The 19,233-nt window shown below is 66.6% G+C and carries 22 protein-coding genes; 2 read left to right on the top strand and 20 right to left on the bottom strand.

Features of this window, described 5'->3' with window-relative positions:
• Nucleotides 1-136: 136 nt before the first annotated feature.
• Entirely contained in the window at nt 137-1,621 is a 1,485-nt protein-coding gene (locus tag AC3WMA_RS19735; RefSeq protein WP_492287039.1) for a cobyric acid synthase, read from the bottom strand.
• A 348-nt stretch (nt 1,622-1,969) separates the two neighbouring features.
• Here AC3WMA_RS19735 and AC3WMA_RS19730 point away from each other — a divergent pair, with 348 nt between their 5' ends.
• A complete protein-coding gene (locus AC3WMA_RS19730) occupies nt 1,970-3,118 on the top strand; it encodes an aminotransferase (protein ID WP_492287038.1) in 1,149 nt (382 codons plus the stop codon).
• Between the two features lie 17 nt (nt 3,119-3,135).
• On the opposite strand, the gene AC3WMA_RS19725 is transcribed toward AC3WMA_RS19730, so the two are convergent.
• From AC3WMA_RS19725 to hisF, 7 genes are all read right to left on the bottom strand, one after another.
• Nucleotides 3,136-4,572, bottom strand: coding sequence for a hypothetical protein (locus AC3WMA_RS19725; RefSeq protein ID WP_492287037.1), 1,437 nt, complete (start codon nt 4,570-4,572; stop codon nt 3,136-3,138).
• A gap of 30 nt (nt 4,573-4,602) precedes the next feature.
• Nucleotides 4,603-4,953, bottom strand: a complete 351-nt coding sequence (locus tag AC3WMA_RS19720; RefSeq protein ID WP_454654278.1) for a RidA family protein — start codon at nt 4,951-4,953, stop codon at nt 4,603-4,605.
• A 117-nt stretch (nt 4,954-5,070) separates the two neighbouring features.
• A complete protein-coding gene (locus AC3WMA_RS19715; protein ID WP_492287036.1) occupies nt 5,071-5,517 on the bottom strand; it encodes a YqaA family protein in 447 nt (148 codons plus the stop codon).
• A complete protein-coding gene (locus tag AC3WMA_RS19710) occupies nt 5,517-6,044 on the bottom strand; it encodes a DUF1697 domain-containing protein (RefSeq protein WP_492287035.1) in 528 nt (175 codons plus the stop codon). The genes AC3WMA_RS19715 and AC3WMA_RS19710 overlap by 1 nt, the downstream gene beginning before the upstream one ends.
• A 15-nt stretch (nt 6,045-6,059) precedes the next feature.
• Nucleotides 6,060-7,034 carry a type I pantothenate kinase gene (coaA, locus tag AC3WMA_RS19705; protein ID WP_492287107.1) on the bottom strand — a complete coding sequence of 325 codons (975 nt, stop codon included), beginning with the start codon at nt 7,032-7,034 and terminating at the stop codon, nt 6,060-6,062.
• Between the two features lie 72 nt (nt 7,035-7,106).
• Complete coding sequence (locus AC3WMA_RS19700; RefSeq protein WP_492287034.1) at nt 7,107-7,427, bottom strand: phosphoribosyl-ATP diphosphatase; 321 nt, start codon at nt 7,425-7,427, stop codon at nt 7,107-7,109.
• A gap of 1 nt (nt 7,428) precedes the next feature.
• Nucleotides 7,429-8,193: an imidazole glycerol phosphate synthase subunit HisF gene (gene hisF / locus AC3WMA_RS19695; protein ID WP_492287033.1), complete on the bottom strand. Its 765-nt coding sequence runs from the start codon at nt 8,191-8,193 to the stop codon at nt 7,429-7,431.
• Between the two features lie 99 nt (nt 8,194-8,292).
• On the opposite strand from hisF, the gene AC3WMA_RS19690 reads away from it, so the two are divergent.
• Entirely contained in the window at nt 8,293-9,081 is a 789-nt protein-coding gene (locus tag AC3WMA_RS19690) for a transporter substrate-binding domain-containing protein (RefSeq protein ID WP_492287032.1), read from the top strand.
• A 116-nt stretch (nt 9,082-9,197) separates the two neighbouring features.
• Here the strand turns inward: AC3WMA_RS19690 and hisA are convergent, their stop codons facing one another.
• From hisA to rnpA, 12 genes are all read right to left on the bottom strand, one after another.
• Nucleotides 9,198-9,932 carry a 1-(5-phosphoribosyl)-5-[(5-phosphoribosylamino)methylideneamino]imidazole-4-carboxamide isomerase gene (gene hisA / locus AC3WMA_RS19685; RefSeq protein WP_492287106.1) on the bottom strand — a complete coding sequence of 245 codons (735 nt, stop codon included), beginning with the start codon at nt 9,930-9,932 and terminating at the stop codon, nt 9,198-9,200.
• Nucleotides 9,920-10,576 (bottom strand): imidazole glycerol phosphate synthase subunit HisH, encoded by a 657-nt coding sequence (hisH, locus tag AC3WMA_RS19680; protein ID WP_492287031.1) that lies wholly within the window; start codon nt 10,574-10,576, stop codon nt 9,920-9,922. Before hisH ends, hisA begins: the two co-directional genes overlap by 13 nt.
• A complete protein-coding gene (locus tag AC3WMA_RS19675; RefSeq protein WP_492287030.1) occupies nt 10,573-11,058 on the bottom strand; it encodes a DUF2628 domain-containing protein in 486 nt (161 codons plus the stop codon). The genes hisH and AC3WMA_RS19675 overlap by 4 nt, the downstream gene beginning before the upstream one ends.
• 9 nt (nt 11,059-11,067) lie before the next feature.
• Entirely contained in the window at nt 11,068-11,655 is a 588-nt protein-coding gene (gene hisB, locus AC3WMA_RS19670; RefSeq protein ID WP_336813923.1) for an imidazoleglycerol-phosphate dehydratase HisB, read from the bottom strand.
• 199 nt (nt 11,656-11,854) lie between these two features.
• Nucleotides 11,855-13,051 carry an O-succinylhomoserine sulfhydrylase gene (gene metZ, locus AC3WMA_RS19665; protein WP_492287029.1) on the bottom strand — a complete coding sequence of 399 codons (1,197 nt, stop codon included), beginning with the start codon at nt 13,049-13,051 and terminating at the stop codon, nt 11,855-11,857.
• A gap of 117 nt (nt 13,052-13,168) precedes the next feature.
• Nucleotides 13,169-13,909, bottom strand: a complete 741-nt coding sequence (locus AC3WMA_RS19660) for a pyrimidine 5'-nucleotidase (RefSeq protein ID WP_257733127.1) — start codon at nt 13,907-13,909, stop codon at nt 13,169-13,171.
• Between the two features lie 177 nt (nt 13,910-14,086).
• Nucleotides 14,087-14,983 (bottom strand): acetylglutamate kinase, encoded by an 897-nt coding sequence (argB, locus tag AC3WMA_RS19655; RefSeq protein ID WP_492287028.1) that lies wholly within the window; start codon nt 14,981-14,983, stop codon nt 14,087-14,089.
• Nucleotides 14,984-15,069: 86 nt separating this feature from the next.
• Entirely contained in the window at nt 15,070-15,438 is a 369-nt protein-coding gene (locus tag AC3WMA_RS19650; protein WP_492287027.1) for a DUF423 domain-containing protein, read from the bottom strand.
• Nucleotides 15,439-15,444: 6 nt separating this feature from the next.
• A complete protein-coding gene (locus AC3WMA_RS19645) occupies nt 15,445-16,179 on the bottom strand; it encodes a GTP-binding protein (protein ID WP_492287026.1) in 735 nt (244 codons plus the stop codon).
• A 10-nt stretch (nt 16,180-16,189) separates the two neighbouring features.
• Complete coding sequence (locus tag AC3WMA_RS19640; protein ID WP_492287105.1) at nt 16,190-16,831, bottom strand: CatB-related O-acetyltransferase; 642 nt, start codon at nt 16,829-16,831, stop codon at nt 16,190-16,192.
• A gap of 48 nt (nt 16,832-16,879) precedes the next feature.
• Complete coding sequence (yidC, locus tag AC3WMA_RS19635; RefSeq protein WP_492287104.1) at nt 16,880-18,739, bottom strand: membrane protein insertase YidC; 1,860 nt, start codon at nt 18,737-18,739, stop codon at nt 16,880-16,882.
• A 47-nt stretch (nt 18,740-18,786) separates the two neighbouring features.
• Nucleotides 18,787-19,203, bottom strand: a complete 417-nt coding sequence (gene rnpA, locus AC3WMA_RS19630) for a ribonuclease P protein component (RefSeq protein WP_492287025.1) — start codon at nt 19,201-19,203, stop codon at nt 18,787-18,789.
• Between the last annotated feature and the right edge of the window lie 30 nt (nt 19,204-19,233).

Here is a 19,233-nt window from a genome sequence, read left to right as displayed (position 1 = left end):
AAGAATTGATCGTTATGACGAATTTCGTCATTCGTCAACATAATGGCGAATAAAGACTTTTGCCTTGATGTGCATCAATCTCCGGACGGAACCCTGCTGAAGGAACAGATCAGGGCGCTCGATGTTCCCGACCGGCTCAGGCTGCGGAATCGCGGTTCTTCGCGAGATTGAACAGGGTTTCCGTATCGAAATGATCATTCAAATGCATGGCGAGCCGATCCAGGGTCGCCTCGATCGCATCGCCATAATGCAGGCCTGACGGCTTTCGGCGCTGGCCATCGATCGCGGCGAGCCAGGTCCCGCGCACCGCGTCCGAAGCAAAGATACCATGCAGATAGCTGCCGGCGACCCGGCCGTCCGGGCTTGCGGCGCCTTCCAGCCGGCCTTCGACGCGGAACGGCGCGCGGATCGTATCGGCACCGTCCGTCCGGCCGAGATGGATCTCATAGGCCCGGCCTGCGGCCGCGCAGCCGGCATCGATGAAATCGACCTCGCGAACGGTCTTCTCGGCGTCGAGCGTGGTCTCGACATCGAGCAGGCCAAGGCCCGGCGCCTCTCCGGGCGGGCCTTCCAGTCCCAGCGGATCGCGCACCACCCGCCCGAGCATCTGGTAGCCGCCGCAAAGACCGAGGACGCGCCCGCCCCTGCGGCGATGGGCGAGGATATCGATGTCCCAGCCTTCCCGCCGCAGCGCCGCGAGGTCGCGCAGCGTCGTCTTGGAGCCCGGCAGGATGATGAGGTCGGCATCACCCGGCAGCGGCTGCCCCGGCCCGATCATGGCAAGGTCGACATCCGGTTCCAGCTTCAGCGGATCGAGATCGTCGAAATTGGCGATGCCCGGCAGCACCGGCACGGCGACCTTGAGGCGCGCACCCGCTTTCCGCCCCGATCGGATATCGAGCCCATCCTCTGCCGGCAGCCTGACCGCATCGGCAAACCAGGGCACGACGCCGAGGCAGGGCCAGCCGGTCGCCTCGGTGATCGTCGTGACGCCGGGCGCGAACAGTTCGACAGCGCCTCGGAAGCGGTTGATCGCGAAGGCGCGAATCATCGTCCTGTCTTCGGCATCGAGCACCGCATGGGTGCCAACCAGGCTCGCGATCACGCCGCCGCGGTCGATGTCGCCGACCAGCACGGCCGGGACGTTCGCCGCGCGGGCGAAGCCGAGATTGGCGATATCGCGGGCACGCAGATTCGTTTCCGCCGGCGATCCCGCGCCCTCGACGATGACGAGATCGGCGCCTTCGCTCAGGCGCGTGAAGCTGTCGAGGACCTGCGGCATGAAATCGCCGCGCCGGGCGAAGTCGCGCGACGCAAGCCGGCCGGCGACGCGGCCCTGCAGGATGATCTGGCTGCCCTGCTCGCCCTCGGGCTTGAGCAGCACCGGGTTCATATCGGGATGCGGTTCGATGCGGGCGGCGCGAGCCTGAAGCGCCTGCGCCCGGCCGATCTCGCCGGCCCCGGTCGCCGCGGCATTGTTCGACATGTTCTGCGGCTTGAACGGGCGCACTTTCAGGCCGCGATTCGCGAAGATCCGGCACAAACCGGCGACGATCAGCGACTTCCCGACATTGGAGCCGGTGCCGAGGATCATGATCGCGGGGGCGGGGGAGCGGGCCATGCGCCTGCTTAGCGCGGTTTCCGCGAGTGCGGAAACCGGTCGCGGCAATCTTCAGGCAAGGGCGCTGGGAGAGTGTGGCGCGGATTTCGCGCGCCCCGAGATGGTTCGCACCATCCTGACAAGGTTCGCCGGCCTTCTGCGGCATCCTGCTGCGCCAAAGGGGCGAAGTCGCAACAGGCGTCCGCCGAAGGCCGGCTGAACTGAATAAACACTGACCGCTGACGAATGTCAACATTCATCATTCGCTATTTTCTACCCCTCAGCCAGATCGTTTCTCCATCGCGTGCGCAGGTCGGTCCGGCATGCTAAAGCCACGGCTCCCGCCTTTGCCGAGCTGATCCGACCGCGATGAATCCGATCCTCTCCGCCCTCCCCACGACCGTTTTCGAAGTGATGTCGCAGCTCGCCCGCGAGACCGGCGCCGTCAATCTCGGGCAGGGTTTTCCGGATGATCCCGGCCCGCTCGATGTCCGCCGGAAGGCGGCCGAGGCGGTGGTCGATGGCTGGAACCAGTATCCGCCGATGATGGGCCTGCCCGAGCTGCGCGAGGCGGCGGCGAAGCATTACAGGCACTGGCAGGGTCTCGATCTCGATCCGACGACGGAGATCATGGTGACCTCGGGCGCGACGGAGGCCATCGCGGGCGCGCTGATGGCCCTGATCACGCCCGGCGACGAGGTTGTGCTGTTCGAGCCGATGTACGACGCCTATCTGCCGCTGGTGCGACGGGCCGGCGGCATCCCGAAATTCGTGACGCTGACCCCGCCGCATTTCGGCCTGACGGAGGAGGCGCTGGCCAAGGCCTTCTCGCCGAAGACGAAGGTCGTGCTGTTCAACAATCCACTGAACCCGACGGCGACGATCTTCGGGAAGGCCGATCTCGACCTGCTCGCCGATTTCTGCGTCCGCCACGACGCGATCGCGATCTGCGACGAGGTCTGGGAGCATGTCGTCTTCGACGGCCACCGCCATGCCTCGGTGCTCGGGCGGCTCGACATGCGCGAGCGCACCGTCAAGATCTCGTCCGCTGGCAAGATCTTCTCGCTGACCGGCTGGAAGGTCGGGCTCGTCATGGCGGCACCCGCGATCATGCGCGTGCTGTCCAAGGCGCATCAGTTTCTCACCTTCACCACGCCGCCGAACCTGCAGGCTGCGGTCGCCTACGGGCTCGGCAAGGAGGACGGCTATTACGAGGGCATGCGCGCCGATTTCCAGCGCTCGCGCGATCGCTTCGCGGCCGGCTTGCGCGATCTCGGCTTCGCGGTGCTGCCGAGCGCCGGCACTTACTTTCTCAATGTCGACATCGCCCCGCTCGGCGAGAGCGACGATGTCGATTTCTGCCGCAGGCTGGTGACCGAGAACGGCGTCGCCGCGATTCCGGTCAGCGCCTTCTATGCCGAGGGCGCGGTCAGGAACGTCGTCCGCTTCTGCTTCGCCAAGCGCGATGCGACGCTGGATGCGGCCTTGGAACGGCTGGCGGCACGCCGCCCGCGCTGACGCTCCGAGCCGGCTGTTCAGCCGGCGATCAGCTTGGCGGCCGTCGCGCCGGCCGCTCCGAGCCGCTTCTGCAGATCGGTGGCGACAGCGCTGCCATTCGGCGCCTGCTTGGCGGCTTCGGTTGCCGCCATCAACTGGGCGAGCGCCTGCTGCGCCAGCGTCTTGTCCTTGCTGCGCCGCGCGAGCTGAAGCATCGCCTCGGCTTGGTTGGCCCGCGTCTGCGCCCAGAGCAGCGGGGCGCGCTCCTGGCGATATTCCTCCAGCGCTGCGGCGAAGGCGGCGATCGCCTCCTCGATCACGACGGGCTCGCTGTAGCGCTCGCCCATAGCGGCGAGGACGCCGCCCATTTGGTCCTGGAGTTCGGCCCAGCGCATCGGCGTGCGGCTGCGGTCGGTCGCCTGCGAGACGCGGTTGAGCCCGTTGAAGGCGCGCTCCAGCAGGGAGAGGTCGCTGCGGCGCCGGCCGAGCGTGGCGCGGGCGCGGGAGATCATATACTCGGCTTCGAGCCAGCGGGCCTCGTCGTCGCTGCGCTTCCAGACGGCGAGCGCCGTGGCATAGGTCGCGACCGCTTCTTCGAGCAGGTTGTCGTCCTTCTGCGAGACGCCGAGATTGACCGCGAGCTTGCCCAGTCGCAGCTTCAGGGCGCGCCAGAGCGCAGGCGCCTCATCGTGGCGCAGGTCCTCGATGCCGGCCCGGCAATGAATGAGGGCCTCGTCGAGCAGCTTGGCGTCGCCGGTCAGCACGGCCAGTTTGTCGAGCGCCGAAGCCAGTGCTTCCTGGGCTCCGGCGAAGGCGATGGTATCGGCGAGGCTGTCGAGCCCTTCGAGCAAACGGCGCAGGGCGGCGATCGAGCCGTCATAGCCTTCGCGGCCGCCGAAATCCTCGCTGATCCGCGCCAGCACCTTCGCCTGTTCGAGCGCTGCCTCGCGGCTGCGGTCGATAGCGGCGAGGCCGATCAGAGCGGAGGCCTCGCCATAACGGGCGGCAGATTCGCGATAGGCCTCGGAGGTCGTGCGCAGGAAGCTGAGCGCAGCGCGATCCGCGCGGTTCTCGCCGATCAGCAGGCGGCGTTCGAGCGGCAGTGCGGACAGGTCGGTGGAGCCGCCGATGGCATGCAATTCGGCCTGGGCGAGGCTCTTGTCGGCCTCGGCGAAGCGGCCTTCGCCGATCGCCGTCGCCGCTTCATCACGCAGGCGCTTGATCTCGGCATCCCCGAGAGGCACGGCAAGGCGGTTCGACAGCGCGAGAAAATCGTTGGCCTTGCGGTCCAGCAGGTGCTCGCTCGGCAGGCCGGAGCCGGCGCGCCGCAGCCAATCCGCCATCATCGCCGCCATCGCCATCGGCGACAGGCCGCGGCGTCCGGCGACGCGTGCCAGGAGCGGAGCGATCTGGTCGGCTTGGCTGATGGTGGCCTCCCGCTCCGGTCCGGCTGGACTACAGGGATTGCCGCGCACCCGTCCGGGCGCGCGGCAATCGAAATGGACTTACTTCGCGGCGATGACCGCGATCTCGACCGTGAACTGCGGCGCGGCCAGCTTGGCCTCGACCGTGGCGCGGCCCGGCGTGGCGCCAGCGACGACCCACTTGTCCCAGACGGCGTTCATCTCGGCGAAGGTCGAGATGTCGGTGAGCCAGATGTTGACCATCAGCAGCTTCGACTTGTCGGTCCCGGCCTCGGCCAGCAGGCCGTCGATGATGCCGAGGATGTCGGCGGTCTGCTCGCCGACGCTCTTGCCGGCAGCCTTGTCCGCGACCTGGCCGGCCAGATAGACGGTGTTGCCGTGCACGACGGCCTTGGACATGCGCGGGCCCACGCCGATACGCTGAATGCTCATAGTCTGATCTCCTTGAACGGACGCTTCGCTGGTAGCCCGGCCCGGCCGCTTTCGCAAACGATATGCGGCTACCCCAGGGGAAGAGAGCGCCGAAAATCATCCGCGAGCCGCAGAGGCTCAGGCGAAACTCGCCCAGCCTGCCCAGAGCGCCGCATAGCGCCCGGCCTTGCCGATCAGGACGAGGATCGTGAATCGCCAGAACGGGTAGTTCAACGTGCCCGCCGCGAAGGTCAGGGGATCCCCGACGATCGGCACCCAGGCCAGCAGCAGGGACGGCCAGCCGAAGCGGGCGAACAGGCCCTGTGCCTGGACAAATCGCTTAGGATCGGGCCGCAGGCGGGCCGGCAGCCTGTCGACGCCGTGCCGGGCGATCATCAGGCCGAGCCACCAGTTGAGAATCGAGCCGGCGGTGTTCGCCACGCTCGCGGTCAGGAACAGCGCGAGCGGATCGACGCTCTTCGCCGCGAGCAGCCCGACGAAGACGGCTTCCGACTGTGCCGGCAGCAAGGTGGCGGCGACGAAGGCCGCGAGCGCCATCGCGCCCAGCGAGGACAGGCCGGCCATCACGCGAGCATGGCCGCCAGCGCCTTGACCGTATTCGCGTTGCGCAGCGTCCCGATGCCGAGCTTTCTGGTCGTCAGATGCGAAAGCAGCCTCGCCTCGCTCGGCTCGCCCGCGAAATCGATCCAGAGATCGCCATCCCTGAGGGCGAGGCGCATATCCGGCGTCGCGATCGCCTCCAGTTTGGCGAGGGTATCCGGGCCGAGTGGCGCCCGCATGACGCGGATACCGACATGGGCGCTATGTCCATCCGGAAATGGGTTTTGCGCAGCGAGTCGCAGCCAGCCCGGCGCCGTGCGCAGGATGATGTCGACGGGCTTGCCGAAGCGGGCATGGAAACCCGTCTCAAGCCGGGTTTCGATTTCGGCGAGCGGGGCATCCTCGTTCTCGAAGATCAGGTTGCCGGTGGCGACCCAGGTGCGCGGATGGGCGAAGCCGAGCTCCGCCGCCATCGCCTTCAGGTCCGCCATGACCAATCGCTTGCCGGGGCCGAGCACGATCGAGTGCAGCAGGGCGACATAGGTCGTCATCCCCCGGAACCCGCGCTACAGCCGCCGCAGCGCGACCTGCTGGATGCGGTGGCTCGCGCCCTTGGTCAGGATCAGGCTGGCGCGCTGACGCGTCGGCAGGATGTTCTCCTGCAGGTTCGGCAGGTTGATCCCGGTCCAGAGCTTCTCGGCGATGGCGAGCGCCTCTTCCTCGCCGATCTCCGCATATTTGCGGAAGAACGAGCGCGGATCGCGGAAGGCCGTCTGGCGCAATGTCATGAAGCGGTTGACGTACCAGCGGTGCAGGTCGTGCTCGTCGGCATCGAGATAGACCGAGAAGTCGAAATAATCGGACACGAAGGGGATGGCCGTGCCGTCCCTCGGCATCCGGCTCGGCTGCAGGACGTTGAGCCCTTCGAGGATCAGGATGTCCGGCCGCTCGACGGTCACGGTCTCGCCGGGCACCACGTCATAGACGAGATGCGAATAGACCGGCGCCGTCACCTGCGGCTTGCCGGCCTTGACGTCGGAGAGGAAGCGCAGGATCGCGCTGCCGTCATAGCTTTCCGGGAAGCCCTTGCGCCCCATCAGCCCGCGCCGTTCCAGCTCGGCATTGGGCAGGAGGAAACCGTCGGTGGTGACGAGCTCGACCTTCGGCGTGTTCGGCCAGCGTGAGAGCAGCGCCTTCAGCACGCGCGCCGTGGTCGACTTGCCGACCGCGACCGAGCCCGCGACCCCGATGACATAGGGCACCTTGGGTTCGGATTCGGCCAGCAGGAAGCGCTTCGTCGCCTTGAACAGCCCCTGCGTCGCCGCGACATAGAGCGACAGCAGGCGCGAGAGCGGCAGGTAGATCGCGACGATCTCGTCGAGCGAGATCGGGTCGTTGAGCGATTGCAGCTTGACGAGGTCGTCGACCGAGAGCGTCAGCGGCGCATCGGCGCGCAAATGCGCCCATTCGTCCCGCGAAAAGGCGCGGTAGGGCGAGACGAGGTCGCGTTCCGGGGGAGTGGTGATCAGGCGCTGGTCCATGACGCGACCCGCAATCCAGGCTTCGAGGTTCAACGCGGGTCCATCCTCGCCGTACTCAACTCAACGGGCAAGCTACCCGGGCCTTGCCGCCTTTTCCGCCAGTCCGGAGCGGGCCGTGCGAGCCTCAAGCTGGCTCAAGACGTCCTGCAATGCAACATCGCGGGCCCGAAGCACAACCAAAAGATGATAGAGCACGTCGGCACTTTCGGCGATCAGCTCGGCCCGGTCGCCCTTCACGGCGGCGATGACGGCCTCGACCGCCTCCTCGCCGAATTTCTTGGCGGCGCGCTCGGGGCCGGCGGCGAGGAGCTTCGCCGTCCAGGATTCCTCGGGCGAGGCGGCGGCGCGCTCGGCGATGCGGGCTTCGAGGTCGGAGAGAGTGAAGCCTGCCATCTCAGTCCAGCCTCATCCTGAGGCCGGCTTCCGCCATATGCGCCTTGGCCTGCCCGATCGTGTAGGTGCCGAAATGGAAGATCGAGGCGGCGAGCACGGCCGAGGCATGGCCTTGCGCGACGCCGGCGACGAGATCGTCGAGATCGCCGACGCCGCCGGAGGCGATGACCGGGACCGAGACCGCATCCGCGATCGCCCGCGTCAGGCCGAGATCATAGCCGACCTTGGTGCCGTCGCGGTCCATCGAGGTGACCAGCAATTCGCCCGCACCGAGCGAGACGACCTCGCGGGCGAAGGCGACGGCTTCGATGCCAGTGGCGTTGCGCCCGCCATGGGTGAAGATCTCCCAGCGGCCGGGCGTGGCCTGCTTGGCGTCGATGGCGACGGTGATGCACTGCGCGCCGAATTTCTCGGCGGCTTCCCTGACGAACTGGCGGTTGGTCACGGCGGCGGTGTTGATCGAGACCTTGTCGGCGCCCGCGAGCAGCAGCGCGCGGATGTCCTCGACCTTGCGCACGCCGCCGCCGACGGTGAGCGGCATGAAGCAGGCTTCGGCCGTGCGGGTGACCACGTCGAACAGGATGCCGCGATCCTCGTGGCTCGCGGTGATGTCGAGGAAGCAGAGCTCGTCCGCGCCGGCCGCGTCATAGGCCTTGGCGGCCTCGACGGGATCGCCGGCATCGACGAGGTCGAGGAATTGCACGCCCTTGACGACGCGGCCGTCCTTGACGTCGAGGCAGGGGATGATGCGGGTCTTCAGGGTCATCGTCGGCAACACGGTCCTGCGGGCGCAGGGCGGATTGATCGCAAACGGCAACCCTGCTCTGCTGGCGGGGACTGATAGCAGTCCAATGAGGGGAGTTCCATGGCTATTGCATCGATGATTCGGCGGGCCGGAATCGCGGCCGGCCTGGCTTTTGCGGCAACGACGACCGTCCTAGCGCAGACGGCGCCGAGCCTGCTCGACACCATCCAGAGCCGCGGCGCGCTGCAGATCTGCACCACCGGCGACTACAAACCCTTCACCCTGGCGAAGGACGGCTCCTTCGAGGGCATCGACATCGAATTGGCGAAATCGCTCGCCAAGGCGCTCGGCGTCGAGGCGAAGTTCGTCCAGACGAAATGGGCCGACCTGCTGACCGACATGGGCTCGGGCAAATGCGATGTCGCGATGGGCGGCATCTCGGTGACGCTCGACCGGCAGAAGAAGGTGTTCTTCTCCTCGCCCTATCTCGTCAACGGCAAGGCGCCGATCGTGCGTTGCGCCGACAAGGCGAAGTTCCAGACGGTGGCCGATATCGACAAGCCGGAGACGCGCGTCATCGTCAATCCCGGCGGCACCAACGAGCGCTTCGTGCGCGCCAACTTCAAACAGGCCAAGATCGAGGTCTATCCCGACAACGTCACGATCTTCGACCAGATCCTCGCCGGCAAGGCCGACATCATGGTCGCCGAGTCGATCGAGGTGAAGGTGCAGGAAAAGGCCAAGCCCGGCCTCTGCGCGGTCAATCCCGACGAGCCGCTGCAATATGGCGAGATGGGCTACATGCTCCCGCGCGGCGATGCGACCTTCAAGGCCTTCGTCGACCAGTGGCTGCATCTCGCCAAGGCGACCGGCGAATTCGCGAAGATCTACGACCAGTTCGTGCGTTGAGCGCGGCTGCCGTCATTCTCGGGCGCCGCAGAGCGGCGACCCGGGAATCTCGTGCAGGATGAGGCACCCTTCCGTCCTGAGATGCTCGGGTCGAGCCCGAGGATGACGGCGGTGGTTCAGGCCGCCAGCCGCTTCAGCGCAGCAGCCGGATCGATCCGCCCGTCATAGAGCGCCCGGCCGGTGATCGCGCCTTCGAGGATCGCGGCATCATCGGCGCAGAGCCGCTCGATATCGGCCATCGAGGCGAGCCCGCCCGAGGCGATGACCGGGATCGAGACGGCTTTCGCCAGCGCGATCGTGCCCTCCCAGTTGATGCCCTCCAGCATGCCGTCGCGAGCGATATCGGTGTAGATGATCGCGGCGACGCCGGCATCCTCGAAGCGCTTGCCGAGATCGGCCGCCGCCAGCGAGGAGGTCTCGGCCCAGCCTTCAACGGCCACGAAGCCGTCGCGCGCGTCGATGCCGACCGCGACCTGGCCCGGAAATTCCTTGGCCGCCTCGCGCACGAAGCCGGGATCGCGCACCGCAGCCGTGCCGATGATGACGCGGCGGATACCCTTCTCCAGCCAGCCGGCGACCGTCTTCATGTCACGAATGCCGCCGCCGAGCTGCACCGGAAACGCCACGCGCTTCAGGATCGCCTCGACAGCAGCCGCGTTCATCGGCTTGCCGGCGAAGGCGCCGTCGAGATCGACGACATGCAGCCAGTTGAAGCCCTGGCGCTCGAATTCGGCCGCTTGCGCGGCGGGATCGTCGTTGAAGACCGTGGCCTGCGCCATGTCGCCCTGCTTCAGGCGGACGCAGCGGCCTTCCTTCAGGTCGATCGCGGGAAAGAGGATCATGGTGCCCAGCTCAGGAAATTCGTGATGAGCTTCAGCCCCAGCTTCTGGCTCTTCTCGGGGTGGAATTGCGTGCCGGCGACGTTGCCATGCGCGACCATCGCGGTCACCGGCCCGCCATGCTCGGTGAGCGCCAGCACGTCCTGCGGGCGAGACGCCGCCAGCGCATAGGAATGCACGAAATAGGCATGCAGCCCCTGCGGACCGGTCTCGATGCCGTCGAGCAGCGGGTGCTCGTCCTGCTTGTGCAGGGTGTTCCAGCCCATATGCGGAATCTTGAGGGCGTCGTCCTTCGGCTGGATCAGCGTGACGTCGCCGGGAATCCAGCCGAGGCCCTGCGTCACCGTGTATTCCAGCCCGCGCGAGGCGAGCAGCTGCATGCCGACGCAGATGCCGAGGAAGGGCCGGCCCTTCTGGCGCACGACCTCTTCCAGCGTCTCGACCATGCCCGGCACGGCATCGAGCCCGCGCCGGCAATCGGCGAAGGCGCCCACACCCGGCAGCACGATGCGATCGGCTGCGCGCACCACGTCGGTGTCGCTGGTGACATGGATGGTCGAGGGGATGCCGGCCTCGGCCGCCGCCCGCTCGAAGGCCTTCGCGGCCGAGTGCAGGTTGCCCGAGCCGTAATCGATGATCGCGACGCTCTGGCTCATCGTCCCTGGGCCTCCGGAAACAGCCCGATGATCGGCAGCGGCCCGCTCGGCCGCGCTGCGGGCGCGGCCGGCGACGCTTCCACGCGCGGCGGCACGGCTTCACCGGCCAGCGCCCGCTCGAAATAACGGCGCTCGGCCTCGGCGAGGTTGCGGGCCTCGACGACATCGGCGAGCCGCCAGCCCTGGCGGGTGAGCTTGCGCATAACGAGGTTGTTGCCCTCGACGCCGAGGAACAGCGCGGCCGCCCAATAGACCAGCGAGAGCGCGCTGGCATGCAGGCCGAATCGGCTGTTCAGCCAGATCAGCACGCCCCAGAACAGCACGAAGAGCAGCGTCGCCAGCCAGAGCCGCTTGCCCAGTAGCCACAGGCCCGTGAGCAGGAAGGCCCCCGTGGCGAAGCTCTCGGGGATCAGCCGCGCCTGCTCGATTTCCTCGCGCCGGTCGCCTTCCGGCGGCGGCGTCATGACGGTGTAGAATGCCATCGAGACCTCCTACAAGGCGCCCTTGGTCGAGGGGATGCGGTCGCCCTCGCGCGGATCGACGTCCAGCGCCTGCCGCAGCGCCCGCGCCAGCCCCTTGAAGCAGCTTTCGGCGATGTGGTGGGCGTTGTCGCCATAGAGTGTCTCGACATGCAGCGTAATGCCGGCATTGATCGCGAAGGCCTGGAAGAACTCGCGCACCAGCTCGGTATCGAAGGTGCCGATCTTCTGCGCCTTGAACTCGGTGCGGAAGACCAGGAACGGCCGGCCGGAGACGTCGACGGCGACGCGCGTCAGCGTCTCGTCCATCGGCAGGTGCACGTCGGCATAGCGGCGGATGCCCTTCTTGGTGCCGAGCGCCTGCTTCAGCGCCTCGCCCATGGCGATGCCGGCATCCTCGACCGAGTGATGGTCGTCGATATGGGTGTCGCCCTTCACCTTGACCGTGAGATCGATCAGCGAATGGCGGGCGAACAGGTCGAGCATATGGTCGAAGAAGCCGACGCCGGTGGCGATATCGGCCTTGCCGGTGCCGTCGATCAGGAGCGAGACCGCGATATCGGTCTCGTTGGTGCGGCGCTTCACTTCGCCCGAACGCATGCTGGCCTCTCAAGCCTTTAGCGGGAAACGGCCCCGCTTTAGCAGGGGCGGGCGGGGATGGCCACTGGGGTGGAAACCTCAGCCGTCATGCTCGGGCTTGACCCGAGCATCTCTTGCCGGATGAGACTCTGGCGCTTCCCTTGCCGGAGATTCTCGGGTCTGCGCTACGCTTCGCCCGAGAATGACGGCGGGAACCGCCTTAAACCTTCGCCAGCGCCTGCTCCAGATCGGCGATCAGGTCGTCAGGATGCTCCAGCCCGATCGAGAGGCGGACCAGCCCGTCGCTGACGCCCATCGCGGCGCGCACTTCCGGCGTGAAGCGCTGATGCGTCGTCGTCGCCGGGTGGACGATCAGGCTCTTGGCGTCGCCGAGATTGTTGGAGATGCGGATCAGCTTGCAGGCGTCGAGCAGGCGATAGGCGCCGTCCTTGCCGCCGGGCACCTCGAAGGCGATCATCGTCGAGGGGCCGCTCATCTGGCGCTTGATGATCTCGGCCTGCGGATGGTTCTTGTGGCCGGGGAAGATCACCTTGGTCGGCTTGCTTTGCGCCGCCAGCCAGTCGGCGACCGCCGTCGCGTTCTGCGCCTGCTTGGCGACGCGCAAAGGCAGCGTCTCCAGCGCCTTCAGCATCACCCAGGCATTGAAGGGCGAGAGGATCGGGCCGGTCTGGCGCAGGTAGTTCTGGATATCGGCCTCGATCAGCTCCTTCGAGCCGAGGATCAGCCCACCGAGGCAACGGCCCTGGCCATCGATATGCTTGGTCGCGGAATAGACGACGATATCGGCGCCGAGTTCGAGCGGGCGCTGGTAGAGCGGCGTGGCGAAGACATTGTCGACGACGAGCTTGGCGCCGGCCTCCTTCGATATCTTGGCGATCGCGGCGATATCCAGCACTTCCAGCGTCGGGTTCGACGGCGATTCCAGGAAGAACAGCTTGGTGTTGGGGCGAACCGCCTTGCGCCAGGCGTCGAGATCGGTGCCCTCGACCAGCGTCGTCTCGACGCCGTAACGCGGCAGATGGTCCTCGATGATGTAGCGACAGGAGCCGAACAGCGCGCTCGCCGCCACGACATGATCGCCCGCCCGTACCGGCGCCATCATCGCTGCGGTGACGGCGGCCATGCCGGTCGCGGTGGCGCGACAGGTCTCGGCGCCCTCGAAGGAGGCCATGCGGGCCTCCAGCATCGCCGTCGTCGGATTGCCGAGCCGGCCGTACTGGAAGCCGGGATCGGTGTTGAGGAAGCGGCCCTCGGCCTGGGCGGCATTGTCGTAGACATGGCCCTGCGTCAGATACAGGGCTTCCGAGGTCTCGCCGAACTGCGAGCGCTGGATGCCGTCATGGACGAGGCGGGTCTCGGGATGCAGCTTGGCTGCGGCTTTGTCCGGTGACGGCATGGAACTCTCGATCCGTTCTTTATAACGGACAGGAGCAGTATCAGCTCCCAAGGAGTTCGTAAAGAAGAACGGAATTTCCTTTTTTAGGGAACCCCGGCGGGAGGAAACGCCTCCTGCTCAGCCTTGCTGTTCGTTCGAGCGCCCGAGCGGCTTCAGGAAGCCGGTGAGGTCGGCGGTGACGTGATGGACATGACCGGCCTCGATCGCGACCTGCTCCCAGGCCTCGCGGAAGGGGTCGGGCGTCTGCGGCACGATCAGCACGGTCTTCATGCCCAAGTCGCTTGGGACGATCAGGTTCTTCTCGATATCCTCGAACATCGCGGCCCGGCCGGGATCGACCGAATGCTTGGCGAGGAAATTCTCGTAGGTCGCGCGCTCGGGCTTCGGCAGGAAGCCGGCATGCACGATGTCGAAGATGTCCTCGAACTGGTCGAGGATGCCGAGCTTGCCGGCAACGTTCTTGGCGTGCCCGACCGAGCCGTTGGTCAGGATCAGCTTGCGACCGGGCAAGGCCGCGAGCGCCGCGCCGAGCTCCGGATTAGGCTCGAGCAGCGTCAGGTCGATGTCATGGGCGAAGTCGAGGAACTGGTCGGGATCGATCCGGTGCTCCTCCATCAGCCCCTTCAGCGTCGTGCCGTAGCGGTGATAATAATATTGCCGCAGCGCATGCGAGGACAGGCCGTCGAGGCCGAACAATTCCTGCAGGAACAGCGTGATGCGCTCGTTGACCTGCGGCCAGACGCGGCTCTCATGCGAGTAGAGCGTGTTGTCGAGATCGAAGATCCAGTGGTCGACATGCGCGAAGCCTTCCGCCGTCAGGGGCGGGGTCGCGGCAGGTGTGTCTGCGAGTATTGTCATTGGACTCCGAGATGTGGCGAGCCGGAGTCTGCGCCGCAAGTCCTTGGCGGGGGCTTAATCAGGGCGCTGCTTCACGCCGTCATGGTCGGGCTTGACCCGACCATCTCGGAAACGAGCGCCTACGTGTCGTGAGATTCCCGGGTTGGAGCGTCGCTCCGCCCGAGAATGACGTGCCAATCAACGCCGGATGATCGTGCCGGCGCCGGTATCGGTGAAGAGCTCGATCAGCGCCGCATGCGGCACCTTGCCGTCGAGGATGACGACCGCCTCGACGCCCTTTTCCAGCGCGTAGATGCAGGTCTCGATCTTCGGGATCATGCCGCCGGAGATCGTGCCATCCGCGATCAGATGGCGGCATTCCTCGACCGTGAGCTCCGGGATGAGCTGCTTGTCCTTGTTGAGCACGCCCGGCACGTCGGTGAGCAGCAGCAGGCGCTTGGCGTTGAGCGCGCCCGCGATGGCGCCGGCGAAGGTGTCGGCATTGACATTATAGGTCTGGCCATCGGCGGCGGCGCAGACCGGTGCCAGGACCGGAATCAGCTCGGCCTTCAGCACCGCGTCGAGCACGGTGGTGTTGACCGTCTCGGGCTCGCCGACGAAGCCGAGATCGAGGATTTCCTCGATCTTGGAATCGGGGTCGACGATGGTGCGCGTCACCTTACGGGCAGTGACCATGTTGCCGTCCTTGCCGCAGAGCCCGATGGCGCGCCCGCCCTCGCGGCTGATATAGCCGACGATCTCCTTGTTGACCGAGCCGGCCAGGACCATCTCGACGACCTCGACGGTCGCCTCGTCGGTGACGCGCAGGCCCTGCTTGAACTCGGACTGGATGCCGAGCTTCTTCAGCATTGCCGCGATCTGCGGGCCGCCGCCGTGGCAGACGACCGGCTTCAGGCCGGACTGCTCGAGCAGCACGATGTCCTCGGCGAAATCCTCGGCGGTGGCGGCGTCACCCATGGCGTTGCCGCCATACTTGATGACGATGATCTCCTGGTCGTAGCGCTGCATATGCGGCAGCGCCTGCACGAGTAGCTCGGCGGATTGCGACGGCGTCAGATGGGGATGGTCGGTCATTCGGGCAGGCTCCGCGCGGCCGCAGGAAAGGTGCGGTCGCGCTTCTACCCGAACTTGCGCGGCGGCGGAAGAACGCCGCGTGGCTGTCAGCTGCGCTTCGCGGTCACAGCCGCGACGGCCAGTCCTAGCCAGCCGCCGAGCATGAACCAGCCGCCGATCGGCGCTGCACGCGGAAACAGCGCCTCATTGGCGAAGCCGCGCCGGGCGAGATCGGCCGCGAACAGGGCCGCACCCACGATGATCGCCGAGAGCGCGATCCGCGCCAGCAGATCATGGAGATGTCCGCCCCTGCGCGCCGCAGTGGCGCCGATGATCACGGAGGCATGGAACAGCAGCATCTGCCCGGCCGTCTGGACATTGGCCGTGCCGGTGATGTGGGCGGCCGCCGCCAGCAAGGCGACGCCGGCGAAGCCCATCAGGGCGGCGAGAGCCAGATGCAGGCGCGTCGCGGTCATCGGGGCTCAGCCATGCTCGGCCAGCACGCGGCCGATCGCGGCGCGGAATTCCGGCATGCCGGCGCCCGTCTCGCTGGAGGTCAGCAGCACCTCGGGGAAAGCCGCCGGGCGGCGCTTGATCTCGTCGAACGTGGCCTCGGTCATGAATTTCTGGTCGGCCGGCTTCAGCGCGTCGCCCTTGGTCAGCACGACCTGGTAGGACACGGCGGCCTTGTCGAGCGTCTCCAGCACGGCACCGTCGACATCCTTGATGCCATGGCGGGCGTCGATCAGCAGGTAGACGCGCATCAGGTTCGAGCGGCCGCGCAGATAATCGTGGATCAGCCGGGTCCAGGCCGCGACCTTCTCCTTGCCGACGGCGGCATAGCCGTAGCCGGGCATGTCGACGATGGTCGGCGCATGGGGCGAATAAACCGGAACCGGCTTTTCGCGCGAGCGCTTGCTGCCTTGAGATCCCGCCCCGACGGGTTCCTCGTGCTCGACCTGCCGGAAGAAGTTGAGTTGCTGCGTCCGGCCGGGCGTATGCGAGGTCCGCGCCAGCGCGTTGCGCCGCGTCAGCGCGTTGATCAGACTGGATTTGCCGACATTGGAGCGCCCGGCGAAGGCGATCTCCTGGCCGACCATCGGAGGCAGGTCGTCGATCTTGGTCGAGGCCCAGACGAAGTCCCACGGCCCTTCGAAGAGCTTGCGGGCGGCCTCGATCTCCTCGGCGTCATAAGGCTTTGTCGTGGATGTGGTCATGGAGCCCTGCCTACACGGCTGCGCGCAATGCGTCGATATCGGCGCCCTGGATCGCGTCGATATGGCGCGCGATCCTGTCGGCCTCCCAGTCCCACCAGCGGATCGCGAGCAATTCGGCCACGATCTCGGGCGGAAAGCGCATCTTCACGATCCGGCCGGGATTGCCGGCGACCACCGCATAGGCAGGCACGTCCCTGGTCACCTGCGCCCGCGTGCCGATGATCGCGCCGTCGCCGATCGTCACGCCCGGCATGATCACCGCCTCGCGCCCGATCCAGACATCGTTGCCGATCACCATGTCGCCGCGATTGTTCGGGCCGGGGCGCTTCAGGCTCTCGGGATCGCCGAGGCCGAACATCTGGAAGGGGAAGGTCGAGAACCCGCCGATCGGATGGTTGGCGCCGTTCATGATGAACTGCGCCGCCTGCGCGATCGCGACGAACTTCCCGATGATCAGCCGGTCGCCGATGAAGTCGAAATGATAGCGCACGCAGCGGGCGACGAAATGCTCCGGACCGCGCGAGTCGTCATAGTAGCTGTAGTCGCCGACCGCGATCAGCGGATGGTCGACCACCGCCTTCAGGAAGGCCGTGCCCTTCCAGCCGGGGATCGGGTGGCGCGTGCTCGGATCGGGTAGCGGCATCGTTTCGATGGCCTTGGCGTCAAAAGCGAAGGGCGGGAAACCCCGCCTTTCGCTCACTCATTTCTTGTTGCTGTTGGCGGGGTTGGGTGCGCCGCCTGCGGCTGCCGGCTTCTTGCCGAACATGCCCTTGATGTTGTCGAACAATTCGATCTTCACCCCATGCTTGCGCATGATGTAGCCCTGCTGGATCACCGAGAGCAGGTTGTTCCAGCTCCAGTAGATCACCAGACCGGCCGGGAACGAGCCGAGCAGGAAGGTGAAGAACACCGGCATCCAGGTGAACATCATCTTCTGCACCGGGTCCGGCGGCTCCGGGTTCATCTTCATCTGGATGAACATCGTGATGCCCATGATGATCGGCCACAGGCCCAGATGCAGGAAGGCCGGCGGGGTGAACGGCAGCAGCCCGAACAGGTTGAACAGGTTCGTCGGGTCCGGCGCCGCGAGATCGTGGATCCAGCCGAAGAACGGCGCGTGCCGCATCTCGATGGTGATGAAAAGGATCTTGTAGAGCGCGAAGAACACAGGGATCTGCAGCAGCACCGGCCAGCAGCCGGCGACCGGGTTGATCTTCTGTGTCTTGTACAGCTCCATCAGAGCCTGCTGCTGCTTCATCTTGTCATCCGCGTAGCGTTCGCGGATCGCCGTCATCTCCGGCTGCAGCGCCTTCATCTTCGCCATCGAGGCGTAGGACTTGTTGGCGAGCGGGAAGAACAGGATCTTCAGCAGCACCGTGACCAGCAGGATCGCGACGCCGAAATTGCCGACATGCTTGTAGATCCAGTCGAGCACGAAGAAGAGCGGCTTGGTGATGAAATAGAACCAGCCCCAGTCGATCAGCAGCTCGAAGCGCTTGATGCCGAGATTCTTCTCGTAGCCGTCGACGGCCGCGACTTCCTTGGCGCCGGCGAAGAGCCGGGCATTGGCGGAAGCCGTGGCGCCCGGCGCGACGGCGACGCTCTCGCCGAGGAAATCGGCCTGGTAGGTATGGCCGGTGCCGGTCTGGACCGCGGAATAGCGGCCGTCATATTTGCGCTGCTGGTCGGGTATGACCGCGGCGGCCCAGTACTTGTCGGTGATCCCGACGAAGCCGCCGACGGCGTCCTTCCAGACCTTGCCGGTGGTGCCCGGCGAGAGCAGCGGCTCCTTGTCGAGCTTGTCGTAGGTGTATTCCTGCAGGCCCTGCTCGCCGAGATTGCCGACGAGGCCCTCGTGCAGCACGTAATAGCCGAGTGTCGGCGGCTTGCCCTGGCGGACGATCTGTCCGTAGGGGAACAGGTTCACGGCGGCGCTGCCCTTGTTCTCGACCTCGTCGCGGATCGTGAACATGGCGTTGTCGTCGATGCTGATGACGCGCCGGAAGGTCAGGCCCTGGCCGTTGTCCCAGCTCAGCGTCACCGGCTTGGCCGGGGTCAGCACCTGGCTGTCGGCGGTCCAGACCGTCGTCGCATTCGGCAGCGCCACATTGCTGCCTGGCGCCGCGACCCAGCCGAAATCGGAATAATAGGCGTTCGGGCCGCCGAGCGGCGAGAGCAGGACGATGTTCGCGCTCTTCGGATCGACGGTCTCGCGATAGGCCTTGAGCGAGACGTCGTCGATGCGCGCACCGGTCAGCGAGATCGAACCGGAGATTTTGGGCGTATCGATCCGGAGGCGCGGGCTCGCCGCCAGCGCCTGCTCGCGGGTGCCGAGGGCTTGCGCGGCAGCGGTGCCGGGCGCGGCCGAGCCGGCGGGCTGGCCGGGAGCGGGGACGGAGCCGGGAGTCGCGGGCGCCTGCTGGCTCTGGGCCTGCTGGTTCTGCTGCGCGATCTGCTTCTGCTTTTCCATCTGCGGCACGCCGTAGAAGAACTGCCAGCCGAGCAGCACGACCACGGACATGACGATCGCGAGAAGCAGATTGCGGTTGTCTTCTTTCATCATGGTCGGAAACGGATCTCGCTTGGTCCGGTAAAGGCGCGGCGGGGTCAGGCTTGCGAAGGCGTGCCGCGCTTGGGATGCGGGCGGCGCCTGTCGGCATGCGGCTTGTGAGGCTTTGCCCGGTCGATGGCAATCGAAAGATCGGCGACGAGCGTCTGAAATTTGGCGCCGAGCACGTCGGAGCGCGCGACGATCACGACGTCGCAGGGCCGTCCGGTCTGGCTGGCGAGCGCCTGCTTGGCCGCTTCGCGCAGGCGCCTGCGGATACGGTTGCGCTTCACGGCATTGCCGGTCTTGCGCGAGGCGGTGAGGCCGAGCCTCAAGGCCACGGGCTCGCCGCCCTTGCGGGGCTCGTCGGGCGCGGCATCGCGCACCTGCGCCATGAAGGCGGACGAACGAAAACGGCGGCCGTGATCGGCCGCCGCCAGGAATTCTTTGCGTTGCGTCAGACGGGCGAGGCGCATGGCGATTGGCCTGTCTTCCGAAACCGGCGC

It is taken from the genome of Allobosea sp. FW305-C-101 (assembly GCF_058783685.1).
The sequence above is the reverse complement of the archived record's forward strand: the minus strand, read 5'-3'. Positions and strand labels throughout refer to the sequence as shown.